Source organism: Nocardia asteroides, assembly GCF_900637185.1.
In the GTDB taxonomy this organism is placed as follows: domain Bacteria; phylum Actinomycetota; class Actinomycetes; order Mycobacteriales; family Mycobacteriaceae; genus Nocardia; species Nocardia asteroides.
In genome coordinates this window covers 1,164,095-1,179,459 of sequence record NZ_LR134352.1, presented here as the reverse complement: position 1 = coordinate 1,179,459, position 15,365 = coordinate 1,164,095, and the positions used below count along the sequence as shown (strand labels likewise).

At 71.3% G+C, this 15,365-nt stretch carries 15 protein-coding genes and 1 riboswitch; of the genes, 7 read left to right on the top strand and 8 right to left on the bottom strand.

What is annotated here, in order from left to right; all coding sequences use genetic code 11:
• Positions 1–49: 49 nt before the first annotated feature.
• Positions 50–3,022: an AfsR/SARP family transcriptional regulator gene (locus tag EL493_RS05595; RefSeq protein WP_198041189.1), complete on the bottom strand. Its 2,973-nt coding sequence runs from the start codon at positions 3,020–3,022 to the stop codon at positions 50–52.
• Between the two features lie 96 nt (positions 3,023–3,118).
• Entirely contained in the window at positions 3,119–3,346 is a 228-nt protein-coding gene (locus tag EL493_RS05590; protein ID WP_019044620.1) for a hypothetical protein, read from the bottom strand.
• A 267-nt stretch (positions 3,347–3,613) separates the two neighbouring features.
• Between EL493_RS05590 and EL493_RS05585 the strand changes: the two genes are divergently transcribed.
• Both EL493_RS05585 and EL493_RS05580 read left to right on the top strand, forming a co-directional pair.
• Complete coding sequence (locus EL493_RS05585; RefSeq protein ID WP_019044619.1) at positions 3,614–4,786, top strand: serine hydrolase domain-containing protein; 1,173 nt, start codon at positions 3,614–3,616, stop codon at positions 4,784–4,786.
• A complete protein-coding gene (locus EL493_RS05580) occupies positions 4,774–6,297 on the top strand; it encodes an alpha/beta hydrolase (RefSeq protein WP_019044618.1) in 1,524 nt (507 codons plus the stop codon). Before EL493_RS05585 ends, EL493_RS05580 begins: the two co-directional genes overlap by 13 nt.
• Positions 6,298–6,300: 3 nt before the next feature.
• On the opposite strand, the gene EL493_RS05575 is transcribed toward EL493_RS05580, so the two are convergent.
• The 5 genes from EL493_RS05575 to EL493_RS05555 form a co-directional block, all read right to left on the bottom strand.
• Positions 6,301–6,960, bottom strand: coding sequence for a response regulator transcription factor (locus EL493_RS05575; RefSeq protein WP_019044617.1), 660 nt, complete (start codon positions 6,958–6,960; stop codon positions 6,301–6,303).
• A complete protein-coding gene (locus EL493_RS05570; RefSeq protein ID WP_019044616.1) occupies positions 6,948–8,198 on the bottom strand; it encodes a sensor histidine kinase in 1,251 nt (416 codons plus the stop codon). The genes EL493_RS05575 and EL493_RS05570 overlap by 13 nt, the downstream gene beginning before the upstream one ends.
• 7 nt (positions 8,199–8,205) lie before the next feature.
• Positions 8,206–9,978, bottom strand: a complete 1,773-nt coding sequence (locus tag EL493_RS05565; protein ID WP_019044615.1) for an MDR family MFS transporter — start codon at positions 9,976–9,978, stop codon at positions 8,206–8,208.
• Positions 9,975–10,472, bottom strand: coding sequence for a MarR family winged helix-turn-helix transcriptional regulator (locus EL493_RS05560; RefSeq protein WP_019044614.1), 498 nt, complete (start codon positions 10,470–10,472; stop codon positions 9,975–9,977). The genes EL493_RS05565 and EL493_RS05560 overlap by 4 nt, the downstream gene beginning before the upstream one ends.
• An 89-nt stretch (positions 10,473–10,561) precedes the next feature.
• Entirely contained in the window at positions 10,562–11,383 is an 822-nt protein-coding gene (locus EL493_RS05555) for a crotonase/enoyl-CoA hydratase family protein (RefSeq protein ID WP_019044613.1), read from the bottom strand.
• A 107-nt stretch (positions 11,384–11,490) separates the two neighbouring features.
• On the opposite strand from EL493_RS05555, the gene EL493_RS05550 reads away from it, so the two are divergent.
• The 4 genes from EL493_RS05550 (at position 11,491) to EL493_RS05535 (ending at position 13,154) form a co-directional block, all read left to right on the top strand.
• The gene (locus EL493_RS05550; RefSeq protein ID WP_019044612.1) at positions 11,491–11,967 is read left to right on the top strand and encodes a YbaK/EbsC family protein; all 477 of its coding nucleotides are present in this window, start codon (positions 11,491–11,493) and stop codon (positions 11,965–11,967) included.
• Between the two features lie 152 nt (positions 11,968–12,119).
• Positions 12,120–12,587 (top strand): flavin reductase family protein, encoded by a 468-nt coding sequence (locus EL493_RS05545; RefSeq protein ID WP_081723129.1) that lies wholly within the window; start codon positions 12,120–12,122, stop codon positions 12,585–12,587.
• Positions 12,588–12,634: 47 nt separating this feature from the next.
• Positions 12,635–12,892 (top strand): type II toxin-antitoxin system Phd/YefM family antitoxin, encoded by a 258-nt coding sequence (locus tag EL493_RS05540; protein ID WP_019044610.1) that lies wholly within the window; start codon positions 12,635–12,637, stop codon positions 12,890–12,892.
• A complete protein-coding gene (locus EL493_RS05535; RefSeq protein WP_019044609.1) occupies positions 12,885–13,154 on the top strand; it encodes a Txe/YoeB family addiction module toxin in 270 nt (89 codons plus the stop codon). Before EL493_RS05540 ends, EL493_RS05535 begins: the two co-directional genes overlap by 8 nt.
• A 21-nt stretch (positions 13,155–13,175) precedes the next feature.
• On the opposite strand, the gene EL493_RS05530 is transcribed toward EL493_RS05535, so the two are convergent.
• The gene (locus EL493_RS05530; RefSeq protein ID WP_019044608.1) at positions 13,176–14,489 is read right to left on the bottom strand and encodes an aminotransferase class V-fold PLP-dependent enzyme; all 1,314 of its coding nucleotides are present in this window, start codon (positions 14,487–14,489) and stop codon (positions 13,176–13,178) included.
• A gap of 48 nt (positions 14,490–14,537) precedes the next feature.
• A riboswitch (SAM riboswitch) is annotated at positions 14,538–14,652 on the bottom strand.
• Positions 14,653–14,890: 238 nt separating this feature from the next.
• Between EL493_RS05530 and EL493_RS05525 the strand changes: the two genes are divergently transcribed.
• Complete coding sequence (locus EL493_RS05525) at positions 14,891–15,325, top strand: MarR family winged helix-turn-helix transcriptional regulator (RefSeq protein ID WP_019044607.1); 435 nt, start codon at positions 14,891–14,893, stop codon at positions 15,323–15,325.
• Positions 15,326–15,365: the final 40 nt, after the last annotated feature.

The window sequence follows — 15,365 nt, the reverse complement described above, 5'->3', positions numbered from 1 at the left end:
GTTGTGTTCGCCAGCGCCGCAAGGCGCTTCGTGGGCGGCGATGATGCCGCTATGACGCGGCCATGACGCCGCGCCCGGCCCGCACCGCGGCGAGGTGCTCGTGCAGCACCGCCAGGATCGGCGCCTCGAGTTCGGCGTCGAGCCGCTCGTGGGCGAGGTGCGGGTCCTGCATCGTCGCGAACGTCTCCGCCGCCGCGACGAACGATTCCTCGGCCTCGTCCCGCTTGCCGACGGCCTGCTTGATCAGGCCGCGCAGCACCAGCACCCTGGCCCGGGTGAGCGGGCCGATCGCGCGGGTCAGCACGCAGATCGCCTCGTCGGCCACGGGTTCGGCCTCGGTCGCGCGGCCCGCCATCAGCAGCACGTGTGCCAGCCGCGACAGCGCCCAGCCCAGCCGCAGCTCGATCCCGCCCGCGCGACCCAGCGCCACCGCCTCCTCGCACAGGCGCACCCCGTCCGCCGTCTCGCCCTGATACACCAGGGTGACGCCGAGTTCGTGGGTCGCCATCACCTCGAGCGAGCGGTTGCCCAGCTCGGCGGCCAGCGCCCTGGCGGTGAGCGCGCGTTCGCGCGCGGCCGGGAAGTCGCCCGCGTCGGACAGGGTCTTCACCTCGTGCACCAGGCAGGCGCATTCGACGGCGCGGTCGCCGACCTGGCGCGCCAGCCGGATCGCCCGCGCCGAATGTGCCAGGGGCGCGGCGGTTTCCGTGCCGCGCCGGGTGGACGAGGACAGCAGCTGCGCGGCGAAGGCGGTGAGCCTGGCGTCGCTGAGGGTGCCGCGATCCAGCGACAGCGCGATGCGCTGGTGGTCGCGGCCCTGCCGCAGCGCGCCGAGCGAATAGGCGAACAGCGCGCCCAGGGCCACCCGCACCCGGCATTCCACCGAGCGATCGCCCGTCCGCACGGCGGCGTCGAGCAGTTCCTCGAGCGCCCGCGCGACCTCGTGACAGTGGGCGCCGCCGTCGATGAGTTCGGCGGTGGCCCAGGCGATATCGGCGGCGGGGGCCAGCACCGGCCCGCCCACCTGCGCGCACTGGCGATACAGCGAAACCAGGCTGTGCCGCTGTCCGGCGAGCCAGGCCTGCGCCGCGTGCTCGTCGGCGAACCGCATGCCGCCTGCCACCGTCGCGAGCAGGTGCTCGGGCAGCCGGGTTCCCGGATTACACACGGCGACAGCGTGTTTCACGGTAGCCAGATAGAAGTCCAGCAGTCTGCGCAGCGCGGTCACCGGTGGATCGGCGGCGTCGGGCAGTTCCCTGGCGAACAGGCGCAGCAGGTCGTGATAGGTGTAGCGGCCGGGCGCGGTGGTCTCCAGCAGATGCAGGTCGACCAGGTCCTCGCACACCTGCTCGGCCTGCCGGAGATCGAGCTCCAGGATCGCGGCGGCGCCCTCGGCGCAGAGTTCGCCGACCTCGGGCGCGGCCAGCATCCGGAACGCCCTGGCATGGCCGGTATCGAGCTGGTCGTAGCTGATCCGGAAGGCCAGTTCCACCGCCAGTTCCCCGGTGCGCAGCACGCTGAGCCGCTGGGCGGTGTCGCGCAGCCGGTCGGCCAGGAGGCCTACGGTCCAGGCCGGCCGGGCGGCCAGGCGGGCGCCGACGATACGCACCGCGAGCGGCAGCCCACCGCAGGCGCCGAGCACGGCGGCGACGGCGTCGGGTTCGGCCGCGATCCGGTCCGCGCCCACGATCCCCGCCAGCAGGCTGTGCGCCTCGGCCGCGGTGAGCACGTCCAGCCGCACCGCGGTGGTGCCCGGCAGTTCCGGCAGCGCCGAACGGCTGGTCACCAGGACCGCGGAGCCGGGCGTGCCGGGGATGAGCGGCGCGATCTGCTCGGCCGAGCGGGCGTTGTCCAGCACGACCAGCACCCGCTTGCCGTCGAGCAGACTGCGGAACTGGGCGGCCCGTTCCGCGGCGCCCGCGGCGAGTTCGCCTTCCGGCACGCCGAGGACGCGCAGGAAGTCGCCGAGGGTGTCGGCCGCGTTCGCCGCGCCGTTCGCGCGGTCCGCGGCGAAGCCGTGCAGGTCCACGTGCAGCTGCCCGTCGGGAAAGTGCGCGCGCACCCGGTGCGCGACATGCACCGCCAGCGCGCTCTTGCCGATGCCGCCCATCCCGCCGATCGCGCACACCGGCACCCCGGTCCCGGCGGCCGTGAGGCGGGCGGCGAGCAGGTCGGCCACCTCGGCGCGGCCGGTGAAGTCCACGACATCGGCGGGCAGCTGGGCGACGCGCTGCGGCACCACCGGCCGGGCCGCGGGCTCGTGCGCTGCGCCGAGGTCGCCCGCCAGGATGCGCCGGTGCAGTTCGGTGAGGTCGGGGCCGGGTTCGATGCCGAGCTGGTCGACCAGTTCGCGCCGGGTGTCGGCGTACACGCGCAGCGCCTCGGCCTGGCGGCCCGCGTGATAGAGCGCGGTCATGAGCAGTCCGCGGGGCCGCTCCCGCAGCGGATGTTCGGCGCACAGCGGGGTGAGGGCGGCGACCGCCTCGGCGTAGCGGCCGTGCCGCAGGTCGAGGTCGGCGCGCTGTTCCAGCAGCACGATCCGCCGATCGGCGAGGTGGGCGCGCTGCCGTTCGGCGAAGGGGCCGGGCAGTCCGGCCAGCGGCGTGCCGGTCCAGCAGCGCAGGGCCGCGTCGACGACCGTGTCCTGGTCGGCTTCCGGGTCGCGCAGCAGGGCGTCGACCTGCTCGATGTCCACGCAGCCCGGCGGCAGCCGCAGCGCGTACCCGCCGCCGAGCGCGACCAGCACCCGCGGCGGCGCGCCCGCGGCACGGCCGGGTTCGAGCACCCGGCGCAGGTGCAGGATGTGGTTGCGCAGGGCGCCGACGGCGCTGGCGGTGGGGTTCTCGCCCCAGACGTCGTCGATGAGCTCGTCGACGGTGGCCGCGCGGCCGGGTCGCAGCAGCAGGGCCGCCAGCAGTGCGCGCTGCTGTCGCGAGCCGAGATCGAGCTCGGTCCCGGCGCGCCAGGCACGGATCTCCCCGAGCACGGCGAACGTCAGCATGCGCGGGCCAATCTCTCTCACGGGAAAACTCAGACCGACAATCTAGCCAACCGCCGGTCGCCGGACAGCGCGAAGGGGCACCCGGCCTCACCGGATGCCCCTTCGCGGTGCCGTGGATCAGTACCAGATGTAGAGATCCCAGCCGTCCCAGTTCTCGGTGCACTCCCAGTAGTAGCCGCCGGTGTAGGACGACTCGCCGTCGGCGCGACACGCGGTGAGCGTGGCGTAGGTGCCGTAGTAGGTCCCCGCCGGGCCCGCGGCGGCATTGCCCGCGGCGACCGTCGACACCCCGGCGACGGTCGCGACGGCCAGCAGCCCTGCGGCGATGGTGGATTTGATGCGCATGTCGTTCGCTCCTCTGCGTTCGTTTTCGACATCGAGAACGTTATGGGCGACAACGCGCCGAAACAGCCACCCCTAGGGGGACTTCCGGCCCCACCATGGTCACTTCACCTGCCCCACCCCTGGGTTGGTAGTGCCTGCACCACCTCCACCCCTCCGGTCCGCGCGACCACGGATTCGGGCGCGCGCGGCATGGGCGGGAGCGGCGCGGATTCCTACGCTCGGAACAGAGGCCAAGCACACCGTTCCAGCAGGAGGAAAGCCCAGCTCATGACCATTTTCCGGAGTAGGACAGCACGGATCCTCGCCGCCGGCGCCGGTGCCGTCGCGGTGCTCGCCGTGTCCGCGTGCGGCGGTGAGACCGCGGCCGCGACGACGCCTTCGCCCGAGGTGCGCCGAGCCCTCGACACCCTCGTGCAGGCGGGCTTCCCCGGTGCGCAGGCGGTGATCACCACCCCGGCGGGCGAGCAGACCGTCACCGCGGGCGTCGGCGATGTGGCCGCCGGTACCCCGATCCCCGACGGCGCGTTCGTGCGGATCGGCAGCAATACCAAGACTTTCGTCGCCACCGTGATCCTGCAACTGGTCGCCGAGGGCAAGGTCGAGCTGGACGCGCCCGTCGAGCGCTACCTCCCCGGCGTCGTACGCGGCAACGGCAACGACGGCTCCCGGATCACCGTGCGCCAGTTGCTCCAGCACACCAGCGGCCTGACCGACTACCTCGCGGGCGGCGACCCGAGCCTGCGCACCGACACCGGGTCCCCGCAGCTGCAACCCGACACCGACACCGTCCGCAGACAGCGCTACACCCCCGCCGAGCTCGTCGCCATCGCGATGTCGATGCCGCCGCAGTTCGAACCGGGCGCGCGAGCGGTGTACACCAACACCAACTACATCCTGCTGGGCATGCTCATCGAACAGGTCACCGGCCGTCCCGCCGTCACCGAGATCGGCACCAGGATCCTCGAACCGCTGGGCCTGCGCGACACCTACTTCCCCGCCCCCGGCGAGACCGGCCTGCGCGCACCCCATCCGCACGGCTACCACGAAACCGGTGGTACCCGACTGGACTTCACCGACCTCGACCCGTCCTGGGCCGACACCGCGGGCGCCATGATCGCCACCGGCGCCGACCTCAACCGCTTCTTCATCGCCCTGCTGTCCGGCGAACTCCTGCCCGCCGCGCAGCTCGACGAGATGCGCCGCACGGTCTCCTTCGACCGCATGCCCACGGCCGGTTACGGACTGGGCCTGATCGAGCGCACCGCCTCCTGCGGCGTGCGGGTCACCGGGCACGGCGGCAGCATCCCCGGCTTCGGCACCCACACCGGCGTCACCCCCGACGGTCGCGCGGTCGTCCTCACGGTGAACGAGCTACCCGACAGCGCGGCGCAATCCGAGCTGGTCGACCAGGCCTTCGACACGATCGTGTGCGCGTCGTGAAGCGCGCGCTGCTCGGCGGCGTGCTCGGCGCCGCCGTGGTCGCGGGATTGTTGGCGGCGGTCCCCGCGTCGGCGGACGGTCTCGACACCTTCCGGGACCAGGAGCTCACCTGGCAGACCTGCGACGATCCGCGCCTGGATCCGGTGGGCGCGCAATGCGCCGATGTCACCGTCCCGGTGGACTATTCGGCCCCGGACGGGGAGACAATGACCGTCGCCATCTCCCGCCTGCCCGCCACCGATCCGGCCCGGCGCCGCGGCGTGCTGCTGTCGAACCCGGGCGGTCCCGGCGGCCCCGGCCTGGACTTCGTGGTCGACATCCGCAACGCGATGACCCCTGAGGTCGCCGCCGGCTACGACCTGATCGGCTTGGACCCGCGCGGCATCGGCCGCTCCACACCGGTGAATTGCCGCTGGCGGGAAGGGTTCTGGATCGAGTCCGCCGGATTCGGCGACGCCGATTTCGCCGCGAGCACCGTCCGCCAGGGCGAGCTGGCCGCGCAGTGCGCGGCGACGGAGGGCGCCCGCCTGCGCCACATCACCACCCGCAACACCGCCCGCGACATGGACCTGATCCGGTCGGTCCTCGGCGAGGACCGGATCAGCTATTTCGGCACGTCCTATGGCACCTACCTGGGCGCGGTGTACACCCAGCTCTTCGGCGATCACGCCGACCGCTTCGTCCTGGACAGCGCGGTCGACCCGGCGCGCTACGGCGCCACCGAGATGCTGCGCGACATGGGCCCGGCCAACGAGGCCGCCTTCGATCTGTGGGCGGACTGGGCGGCCGCCCACGCCGGCGAATACCGTTTCGGCGCCGACCGTTCCGCGGTCCGCGAGTTCGTCCAGACCATGGTGCGCCGGGCGAAGGACCAGCCGATCCGGATCGGCGATTTCACCGTCGACCAGCACGATCTGCCCAATATCCTGTTCGCCGGACTGGACGACCCGCGCAAATATCCCGCGCTGGCCGGGCAGCTCCGTCAGCTCGCCGACGCCGCCGATGGCGCGACGGTGACGCCGGACCCGGAACTGGCCGCCACCCTGGCCTTCATGCTGAGAGCCGAGCCGCGCGACCTGTCCACCGCCACCGCCGTGCTGTGCGGCGACGCGGCGTCGCCGTCAGATCCGGCCTGGTACCGGCGCAATATCGAGGCGAGCCGCGCCGATCAGCCGCTGTTCGGCGCGTTCACGAACAACATCACCCCGTGCGCGTTCTGGGCCCTGCCCGCCGAGCCGAAGACGGTGGTCGACAATGCGGTGCCGAGCCTGATCGTGCAGTCCACCGGCGATACGCGCACCACCTATCCCGGCGCGCTCGGCATGCACCGGGCGCTGCGCGAATCGCGGATGGTGACGCTGCCGGACGTGCCGATCCACTGGATCTACGGCAACTATCCGAACAGCTGCGTCAGCACCGCCGTCAACACCTATCTGCTCGACGGGACCCTGCCCGCCACCGACCTGACCTGCCGCGACGAGGCCGGGCCCGCGTCCGGCGCGACGCGGTGAGGATCACGGCCGGCCGGGGCGCGCGTTGAGATAGGCCAGCACCGCGCGCACCCGGCGGTGGCCGGACTCGTCGGCGACCAGGCCGAGCTTGGCGAAGATGCTGCGAATGTGTTTGAGCACAGCGCCTTCGGTGACGACGAGTCCGGCGGCGATGGCGGAGTTGTCCTGACCCTCCGCCATCAGCGCGAGCACCTCGCGTTCACGGGCGGTGAGGGTGGCCAGCGGGTCGTCGACGCGACGGCGCACCAGCAGCTGGGAGATCACTTCGGGATCCATCGCGGTGCCGCCCGCCGCCACCCGATGCAGCGATTCCAGGAACCGGTCGACCTTGCCGACCCGTTCCTTGAGCAGATAGCCGACCCCGCCCGCGCCGTCGCCGAGCAGTTCGGCGGCGTAACTGTCCTCCACGTAGGCCGAGAGCACCAGCACCGGCAGGCCGGGGTGCACGGTCCTGGCGTGGACCGCGGCGCGCAGCCCGTCGTCGGTGAAGGTCGGCGGCAGCCGCACGTCCACCACCACCGCGTCCGGGCGGTCGGCGGTGACGACGGCGAGGAAGTCGTCGGCATTGTCGACGGCGGCGCTCACCTCGATGCCCGCGGTCTTCAGCAGCAGGACCAGCCCCTCCCGCAGGAGGGCGTCGTCCTCGGCGATCACGACCCGCACGGCAACTCCACGCGCACCAGCGTAGGCCCACCGGCGGGACTGCTCAGCGTCATCGCGCCGTCGAGCGCCTCGGCTCGGCGGCGGATACCCGCGAGCCCGCCGCCCTCGGTGACGCTCGCGCCGCCGACGCCGTCGTCGCGGATCTCGACCGTCAGCAGTTCCGGCGGACCGCCCAGCGCGACCGAAAGATGCTCGGCGCCGGAGTGTTTGGTGGCGTTCGTGACCGCCTCGGAGATGACGAAGTAGGCGGCCGCCTCCACCGCCATCGGCCTGCGGGTGAGGCCGTCACGCTCCACCACGCACGGGATCGGGCTGCGTGCGGCGAGCGCGGAGACGGCGCTGGCCAGGCCCCGATCCGAGAGCACCGGTGGATACACGCTGCGCACCACGTCGCGCAGTTCGGCCAGTGCCGCGGACGCCGTGTCCTGGGCGGTGCGCACCAGCGCGGCCGCGGCCTCGGGATCGCGCTCGCGCAGTTGCTCGGACAGGCCGAGCTGCATGATCACCGCGGCGATCCTGGCCTGGGCGCCGTCGTGCAGGTCGCGTTCGATGCGGCGCAGTTCGGCGCCGTGCGCGTCGAGCGCGGCGGCCCTGGTCGCGGTGAGCTCGGCGACCCGGTCGGCCAGCAGGGCGTGCTCGTCCGGCGCGAGCAGGTGCCGGGCCACCTTCGCCTGGGCGGTGGCCGCCTCGGGCGCGCGCAGGGCCAGCGCGCCGTAGACGAGACCGATCAGCACGCTCACCGCCGCCGTCGGCCAGGACCGCACCACCAGGCCGTTGCTCCCCTGCAACGCGTCGGACCCCGCCCACCACAGCACGGGCAGCACCAGATGCTGGACCGCGCTCAGCGGCAGCGCCACCGCCAGCGCGGCCAGTGGCAGCCCGAGCACGGCGTGCAGCACCAGCCAGGCCAGATCGCGGCGGTTGGCGGGATCGGCGGCCAGGGTCGCGAGCTGATCGCGCAGGTCACCGGTCAGCGGACGGTAGGCCGGGGTGATCGGCGTGCCGAGGCGTTCGCCCGCCCTGCGCCGTTCCAGGGTGAGCAGCGGGCGAATCAGTTTGACCGCTTCCGGCAGCGCGGGGATCCCGATCCCGATCAGGCTCGCGGCGGCGACAACCGCCAGCGCGAACACCGCGAACAGGGCGGCCAGCCCGGTCAGCGCACCGACCAGCAGATAGCCGACAGCGGCGGGCAGCCGGCGTATCCGCCGTCCCGCTCCGCCGCCGCCGGTTCGATTCATCCTTCGATCATGCCGGGGGCGCTCCGGCGCGGACCCGGCCACCCGCCTCGTCGTCGCTGCCGTCGAGGTCGGTGGCGCTCGACTGCGCGGCCGTGTCGACCAGCGCGCCCGCGCCGTCGGCGGCCTTGGTGTCGCCCGAGGCCTGGATGCCGCCCTGCATCCGCAGCGGCACCTCCTTCCAGAACAGCACCAGCAGCAGCGCGAGCACCGCGACCGCGGTGGCGACCAGGAACACCGTCGACATCGAGTCGGCGAAGCCCACCTGGAACGGCTTGGCCAGTTCGGGATCGAGCTGCTGGACGATCGAGCTGTCCTCGAGCACCGCGCCCGCCGCCGAGGTGTCGTGCGCGAGCAGGCCCTTGGCCAGCGCCGCGTCGGCGGGGTTGTCGCTCTGCGCACCGGCGATCACGGCCTGCTGATAGGCCGGATCGGTGGCCGCCTGCTGCATCTGCTCGGTGATGTTCGGGGTGAGCAGGGAGAACAGGATCGACAGGAACACCGCGGCGCCGAGGGTGCCGCCGATCTGCCGGAAGAAGGTCGCCGACGCGGTCGACACGCCCATGTCCGCGGGCGGCAGCGCGTTCTGCAGGGCCAGCGTCATCGGCTGCAGCAGATTGCCGAGGCCGAAACCGGTGAAGGCCATGAAGATCATCGCCAGCCACAGCGGGCTGTCGGCGTCGAGCAGGTGCAGCAGGAACAGCCCGATCGTCAGCATCGTCGCGCCGATCACCGGGAACGCCCGGTAGCGGCCGGTTTTCGAGATCAGCCTGCCCGAGACGATCGAGCCGATCATCAGCCCGAGCACCATCGGCAGCATCTGCAGACCCGCCTCGGTCGGCCCGGCGCCCCGCACCACCTGCAGGTACTGCGGCAGCAGCAGCATGCCGCCGAACATGGCGGCGCCGACCACGAACGAGATCACCACGCCCAGCGCGAAGGTGGTGTCGGCGAAGATGCGCAGCGGGATCAGCGCCGCGTCGCGCATGTACTTCTCGACCGCGACGAACCCCGCGATGCCGACCGCGCCGATCAGATAGCAGACCACCGAAGCCGTACTCCCCCACCCCCACTCGCGACCCTGTTCGGCCACGATCAGCAGCGGGACCAGTCCGATCGCCAGCACCAGCGCGCCACCGAAGTCGATCTTGTGGGTGGCGTGCGGCTTGCGCGGCAGCTGCAGCACCCGGGTCACCACGGCCAGCGCCAGCAGGCCCAGCGGCACGTTCACCAGGAACACCCAGCGCCAGCCGGTGATGCCGAGAATGGTGTCCTGACCGGCGAGCAGGCCGCCGAGTACCGGCCCGAGCACGCTCGAGATGCCGAACACCGCGAGGAAGTAGCCCTGGTAGCGGGCCCGTTCGCGGGGGCTGATGATGTCGCCCATGATGGCCAGCGCCAGCGACATCAGACCACCGGCGCCCAGCCCCTGGAACGCGCGGAACGCCGCCAGCTGATACATCGAGGTGGCGAACGTACACAGCAGCGAGCCGATGATGAACAGCCCGATCGCGGTGAGGAAGAACGGCTTGCGGCCGAACATGTCCGAGAGCTTGCCGTAGAGCGGGGTGCTGATCGTGGCGGTGATCAGGTAGGCGGTGGTCGCCCATGCTTGCAGTGAGTAGCCGTGCAGGTCGTCGGCGATGGTGCGGATCGAGGTCGACACGATCGTCTGGTCGAGCGAGGCCAGCAGCATGCCGAGCATGAGGCCGGACAGGATGGTCAGGATCTGGCGGTGGGTGAAGCCGGCGGGTGATTCCACCGGGTCCGCGGTCGTCGTCACGAATCGTTCTCCATCGCGGTCGTGCTCAGCGCGGTCGAGCGGGTGAGCAGGGTCGGGCGCGCCGCGTCGTAGTCGTCGACGAAGCGCGTCAGCAGCGCGGCGAAACTCGCGCGGTCCTCGTCCGACCAGTCCTCGGTGACGATGGCCACCGACTCACGGCGGCGGGTGCGGATCCGCTCGGCGGTCTCGCGGCCGTGCTCGGTCGCCTCCAGGACGGTGGCGCGCCCGTCGTCGGGGTCGGCGGTCCGCCGTACGAGCCCGCGTTCCACCAGTTGCGCGACCTGCCTGCTCACCGTCGACGCGTCCGAGTGCACCGCCTCGGCCAGCGCGCCCGAGCGCATCGGCCCGTCGCAGACCAGCCGGAACAGCACCACGAACCCGGCCGGGTCGATGCCGGAACGGTCCTTGATCTGGGCCAGCGTGCGGTCGCGCAGCCGGTGCAGCCGGACGAGCTGGACCGCGATCGCGTCGATCGCGGGCTCGTTCTCACTCACAGAGTTCACCCTTACTTGCATCAATCAATTAGTTGTGTGATGCAAGTATGTAGACAGAACGGTCGCCGGGGCAACCGTTTGAACCGCCTTTACTCGCCCTTGAACTCCGGGGCGCGCTTCTGGAACACCGCCGTGATCGCCTCGGTGAGGTCCTTCGACGGCAGGAACGCCGCGTTCCAGGTCGACACGTAGCGCAGGCCCTCGGCTACCGCCGGGCTGGTCCGCTGCTCGAGCACGTCCTTGATGCCCTGCACCACCAGCGGCGGGTTGTCGGCGATCTCGCGCGCCATCGCGTGCGCGGCCGCGACCACGGCCTCCTGGTCGGCGAAGACCTCGTTCACCAGGCCCATCCGCTCGGCCCTGGCCGCGTCGATGTCCTTGGCGGTGAACGCCAGCTCGCGCAGGTTGCCCTCGCCGATGATGCCGGGCAGCCGCTGCAGCGAGCCGATGTCGGCCACGATCGCGACCTTGGCCTCGCGCAGGCTGAACTTGGCGTCCTCGCTGGCCAGGCGGATGTCGGCGGCCGCGATGAGGTCGAGGCCACCGCCGATGCACCAGCCCGAGACCGCCGCGATCACCGGCTTGGTGCACTCGGCCACCGAGGTCACCGAGTCCTGCATGCTCCGCACGACCTTGAGGAATTCGGTGCGCGGCGCCGCCTTGGCGTCGTCGGCCAGCACCGGCGCGAGCATGCCGCCCATCGCCGCCAGGTCGAGCCCGAAGGAGAAGTGCTTGCCGGCGCCGGTGAGCACGACGGCCCGCACCTGGGGGTCGGCGTCGAGTTCGCGGAAGATCTCCGGAAGCTCACGCCAGAAGTCGGGTCCCATCGCGTTGCCCTTACCCGGCCCGGTCAGCGTGACCTGGGCAACGTGGTCGGCGATCTCGACGGTGAAGGCCTGCCAATCAGTCATGCGACGAGTCTATTGGCGCGGGGCCAGCCGCGCGCGCAGCCCCTGGGGCAGGCGCCAAAAATCCACTCCCCCGGCATATTTCCCGCAATCGACCTACCCTGGATTTCATGCGCAGGTCGTCTCTTCCGGCGGTCGCATGCCGCGTCGCCGATACGCTCATCGCCCGCGGGCATCACGGCGTCATCGTCTCTCCCGAGACGCCCACCGCCACCGCGGCCGATGCCGCCCGCGCGCTGGGCGCCCATCCCACGGCGATCACCACCTCACAGGTGTTCCTGCTCGACGACGACCCCGTGCTGCTGCTCGTCGCCTGCCATCACGAGGTGGACCTGAAACGCACCGGCAAACGGCTGGAGGGCACGCTCACCCCGGCCTCCGTCGCGCTCGTCGAGCGGATCACCGGTCAGCCGATCGACGGCACCGCGCCGGTGGGTCACCCCACCAATCTGCCCACCTGGGTCGACACGGCACTCGCCGAGCACACCGAAATCTGGGCCGCGGGCGGTCATCCGAACACGGTGTTCCGCACCAACTTCCGCGAACTGGTGCGGATCACCGCGGGTCTGCCGATCGAAGTCGTGTGAGGTGATCCGGATCAACCGGGCAGACCGGGCAGTGGGCGGCCCGCCCGCGCGGGCGTAGGTTGGGGCGGGTGAGCGACGCGCACCAAACTCCGGCCGAACTGGTGGTCCCCGATGATCTGAGCGGGATCACGGCCGAGCAGTATCGCGCCTCGATGCGGCACTATCCGGCGGGCGTCACCGTGGTGACGATCGGCGCCGCGCACGGTCCGGTGGGTTTCACCGCCACCTCGTTCGCCTCGCTGTCGCTGGAACCGCCGCTGGTGTCGTTCAACATCGCGCACACCTCGTCGAGCATCGAGGCCCTGCGCGCCGCCGGGTCGGTCGTCATCCACTTCCTCGGCGAACACCAGCACCACCTGGCCCACCGCTTCTCCCGCTCCGCCGCCGACCGCTTCACCGACCGCTCCCTGTGGACCACCCTCGACACCGGCGAACCCGTCCTGCACGGCACCCCCATCTGGCTGCGCGCCACCCTGCACCAGCTCATCGACATCGGCGACCACACCCTCGCCGTAGGCCTGGTCACCCGAGTCCACGACGAAACCCACGAATCCCCCACCGCCGCCCCCCTCCTCTACTACAACGGCAAATACCACCGCCCCACCGCCCTCGACACCTGATCGACGAAAGTCGTACAATATTTCGTACGACTACCAGTGAGGCTCGCATGACTGCGCTACCGATTTCCACCGCCCGCCAGAACCTCTTCAAGCTGGTTCAGCAGGTCAACGACGACCACGACACGGTCACCGTTGTCACCAAGTCGGGCGAGAACGCCGTGCTCGTCGCCGAATCGGATTGGAACTCCATTCAGGAGACGCTGTATGTTCTCGCCACCCACGGCGGCGTACGACTGCTCGAGTCCGCCCGAGATGCCCGCGAGGGCCGATTCGAGGCACACGAGCTGATAGATCCCGATGCCTGAACGCAAGCTGGCCTTCAGCGCCTACGGGTGGGAGACCTACACATCGTGGCTGGTTCGCGACCGCACGGTCCTAAAAGCGGCCAACAAAGTGATCGCCGCCGCGCTCGCCGACCCATTCGCCGGGATCGGTAAGCCTGAGCCGTTGAAGCACCATCTCGCCGGCCACTGGTCGCGCCGGGTCACCCGCGAGCATCGAATGATCTACTACGTCACCGATTCCGAGATCGTTGTCATCGCGGTCGGCGGGCACTACGACGAGTAGCCCGCCGACCGGCGTGACGATTCAGGCGATGACGCAGGGGGTGGCGCCGTTGGGGTCGGCGGTGAGGGGGCGGGTTTCGGGGGTGGGGTTCCAGAGGCCGTTGGTTTGCGCGTAGGTCCAGGTGGGGCCGGTGGTGGTGAGGGTGGTGATCGCGGCGACCAGGCGGTCGATGTCGGCGGCGGTGGTGCCGAGGCCGATGCTGGCGCGCAGGGCCGCGTCGAGGCCGAGGCGCGACAGCAGGGGGTGGGCGCAGAAGCGGCCGTCGCGGACGCCGATGGCGTGCTCGGCCGAGAGGTAGGCGGCGACTTCGCCGGGGGCGTGACCGGCGACGGTGAAACAGACGATGCCGACGGCGTCGGGGCTGTCGGACCAGATCCGCACCAGGTCGACACCGGGAATCGCGGCCAGCCCGTCGCGCAGCCGATCGGCCAGGAACCGCTCGTGCGCCACGAGCTCGTCGGGATCGAACGCGGCCAGCGCGTCACAGGCGGCGGCGATGGCGGCCGCGCCGAGCACATTCGGCGACCCGGCCTCGTGCCGCTGCGGCGCCGCGGCCCATTCCACCGCGCCGACCCCCACCTCACGCACCGCGCCACCACCGGCCAGGTACGGCGCACCCGCGTCGAGCCAGTCCCGCTTGCCGACCAGCACCCCGGCCCCGAACGGCGCGTACAGCTTGTGCCCGGAGAACGCGAGGTAGTCGATACCGCTCTCCCGCAACGAGATCCGGCGATGCGGTGCCAGCTGCGCCGCGTCCACCAGAATCCGCGCACCGCACAGGTGCGCGATGGTGGCCAGCCGCTCCAGCGGCAGCACCTCCCCGGTGACGTTCGACGCGCCGGTCACCGCGAGCAGCGCGGCCGGTTTGCTGCACAGTTCGGCCACGACCCGCCGGATCGTCTCCTCGACGGTGTCGGCCGCCGCGACGACGCGACGCCCGTGCGCGGTCCACGGCAGGAAGTTGGCGTGATGCTCGATGTCGAGCACCACGGTCTCCCCCGGCACGCAGCCGGCCAGCAGGTTCAGCGAATCCGTTGTGTTGCGGGTGAATACGACGACCTGGTCGTCGCAGGCGTCGACGAACCGGGCGACCGCGCCACGCGAAGCCTCGTAGCACTCGGTGGAGATCCGTGAGGCGTAGCCCGCGCCGCGATGCACGCTGGCGTAGTACGGCAGCAACAGCGCGATCCGGTCGGTGACCTCACGCAACGCGGGCGCGCTCGCCGCGTAGTCGAAGTTGGCGTATCCCTCGGTCCCGCCCTGTACGAGCGGAACCCGCAGGTCGGCGCCGGAGACGGCGGCCAGGGCACAGGTGGGGTCGATTACTGCGGTCATCAGGAAATCCCGTCGGCTCAGGGACTCGATCCCGAAAAGGGTGCTGCGAGTCCGCGCTTGCCGCGCCCACTGCGGACGGCGGCCTGGTCGTCACCCGGAGCACCCCACCGCGGAGGAGGGTTGCCGACCAGCTAGCCGGGGCTTGTCGCTGGTACTCGTGACCTGATTCGAGAGTGACAGACCATCCGGCGCGCTGTCAACCATTCACGCGACACGTCGGGTCGCGCGCCACCGCCCGACACCGCACCGGAACCCGCGTACCGGGCGAAAGCGACACGCCCGCACCAGCACCCGATTGCCTGTGAATTGCCGCAGGTAGCGGTACCGCGCAACCATCTACACACCCCATGGTGGAACACCCAAATGATTGAGTTCCCCCACTATTTGTTAGGGTGGCTCGCATGTCCTCGAACTCGAACTCGGTCCGCGGCCTGCCGCGCTACCCGGTGTACGCGCTCGGACGGCTCACCAAGGCACTGCACGCGGAGATCGACGTGCCGCTGCGTGATCACTGGGTGCTCACCTTCATCGCCGAGAACGCCGACCTGACCCAGAAGAAGGTCGGCGAGGCGCTCGGCATCGACCGGAGCGAGGTCGTCCGCCTGATCGACGCTCTCGAACGCGCCGACCTGGTCGAACGCACCCGCGACGGCAAGGACCGGCGCAAGTACCGGCTGCGGATCACCGAGGCCGGGCGCAAGCAGTGCAAGCGCACCGACAAGCTCATCGCCGACGCCACCGCGCGGGTGCTGGACCGGCTCGACACCGAGGAGCAGGCCACACTGCACCGGCTCGCACTCACCGCGCTGGGCGAGCCACCGGACCCGCCCGCGTGATCTTCCCGGGCGGCGCGCGTCGCGCTGCCGCCCGGTCACA

What these genes read in the sequence shown, in the direction of transcription:
- EL493_RS05590 (WP_019044620.1), bottom strand. Translation starts at nt 3,346, where the DNA reads ATGCGCATCAAATCCACCATCGCCGCAGGGCTGCTGGCCGTCGCGACC.
- EL493_RS05585 (WP_019044619.1), top strand. Translation starts at nt 3,614, where the DNA reads ATGACCATTTTCCGGAGTAGGACAGCACGGATCCTCGCCGCCGGCGCC.
- EL493_RS05570 (WP_019044616.1), bottom strand. Translation starts at nt 8,198, where the DNA reads ATGAATCGAACCGGCGGCGGCGGAGCGGGACGGCGGATACGCCGGCTG.
- EL493_RS05555 (WP_019044613.1), bottom strand. Translation starts at nt 11,383, where the DNA reads ATGACTGATTGGCAGGCCTTCACCGTCGAGATCGCCGACCACGTTGCC.
- EL493_RS05550 (WP_019044612.1), top strand. Translation starts at nt 11,491, where the DNA reads ATGCGCAGGTCGTCTCTTCCGGCGGTCGCATGCCGCGTCGCCGATACG.
- EL493_RS05545 (WP_081723129.1), top strand. Translation starts at nt 12,120, where the DNA reads ATGCGGCACTATCCGGCGGGCGTCACCGTGGTGACGATCGGCGCCGCG.
- EL493_RS05540 (WP_019044610.1), top strand. Translation starts at nt 12,635, where the DNA reads ATGACTGCGCTACCGATTTCCACCGCCCGCCAGAACCTCTTCAAGCTG.
- EL493_RS05535 (WP_019044609.1), top strand. Translation starts at nt 12,885, where the DNA reads ATGCCTGAACGCAAGCTGGCCTTCAGCGCCTACGGGTGGGAGACCTAC.
- EL493_RS05530 (WP_019044608.1), bottom strand. Translation starts at nt 14,489, where the DNA reads ATGACCGCAGTAATCGACCCCACCTGTGCCCTGGCCGCCGTCTCCGGC.
- EL493_RS05525 (WP_019044607.1), top strand. Translation starts at nt 14,891, where the DNA reads ATGTCCTCGAACTCGAACTCGGTCCGCGGCCTGCCGCGCTACCCGGTG.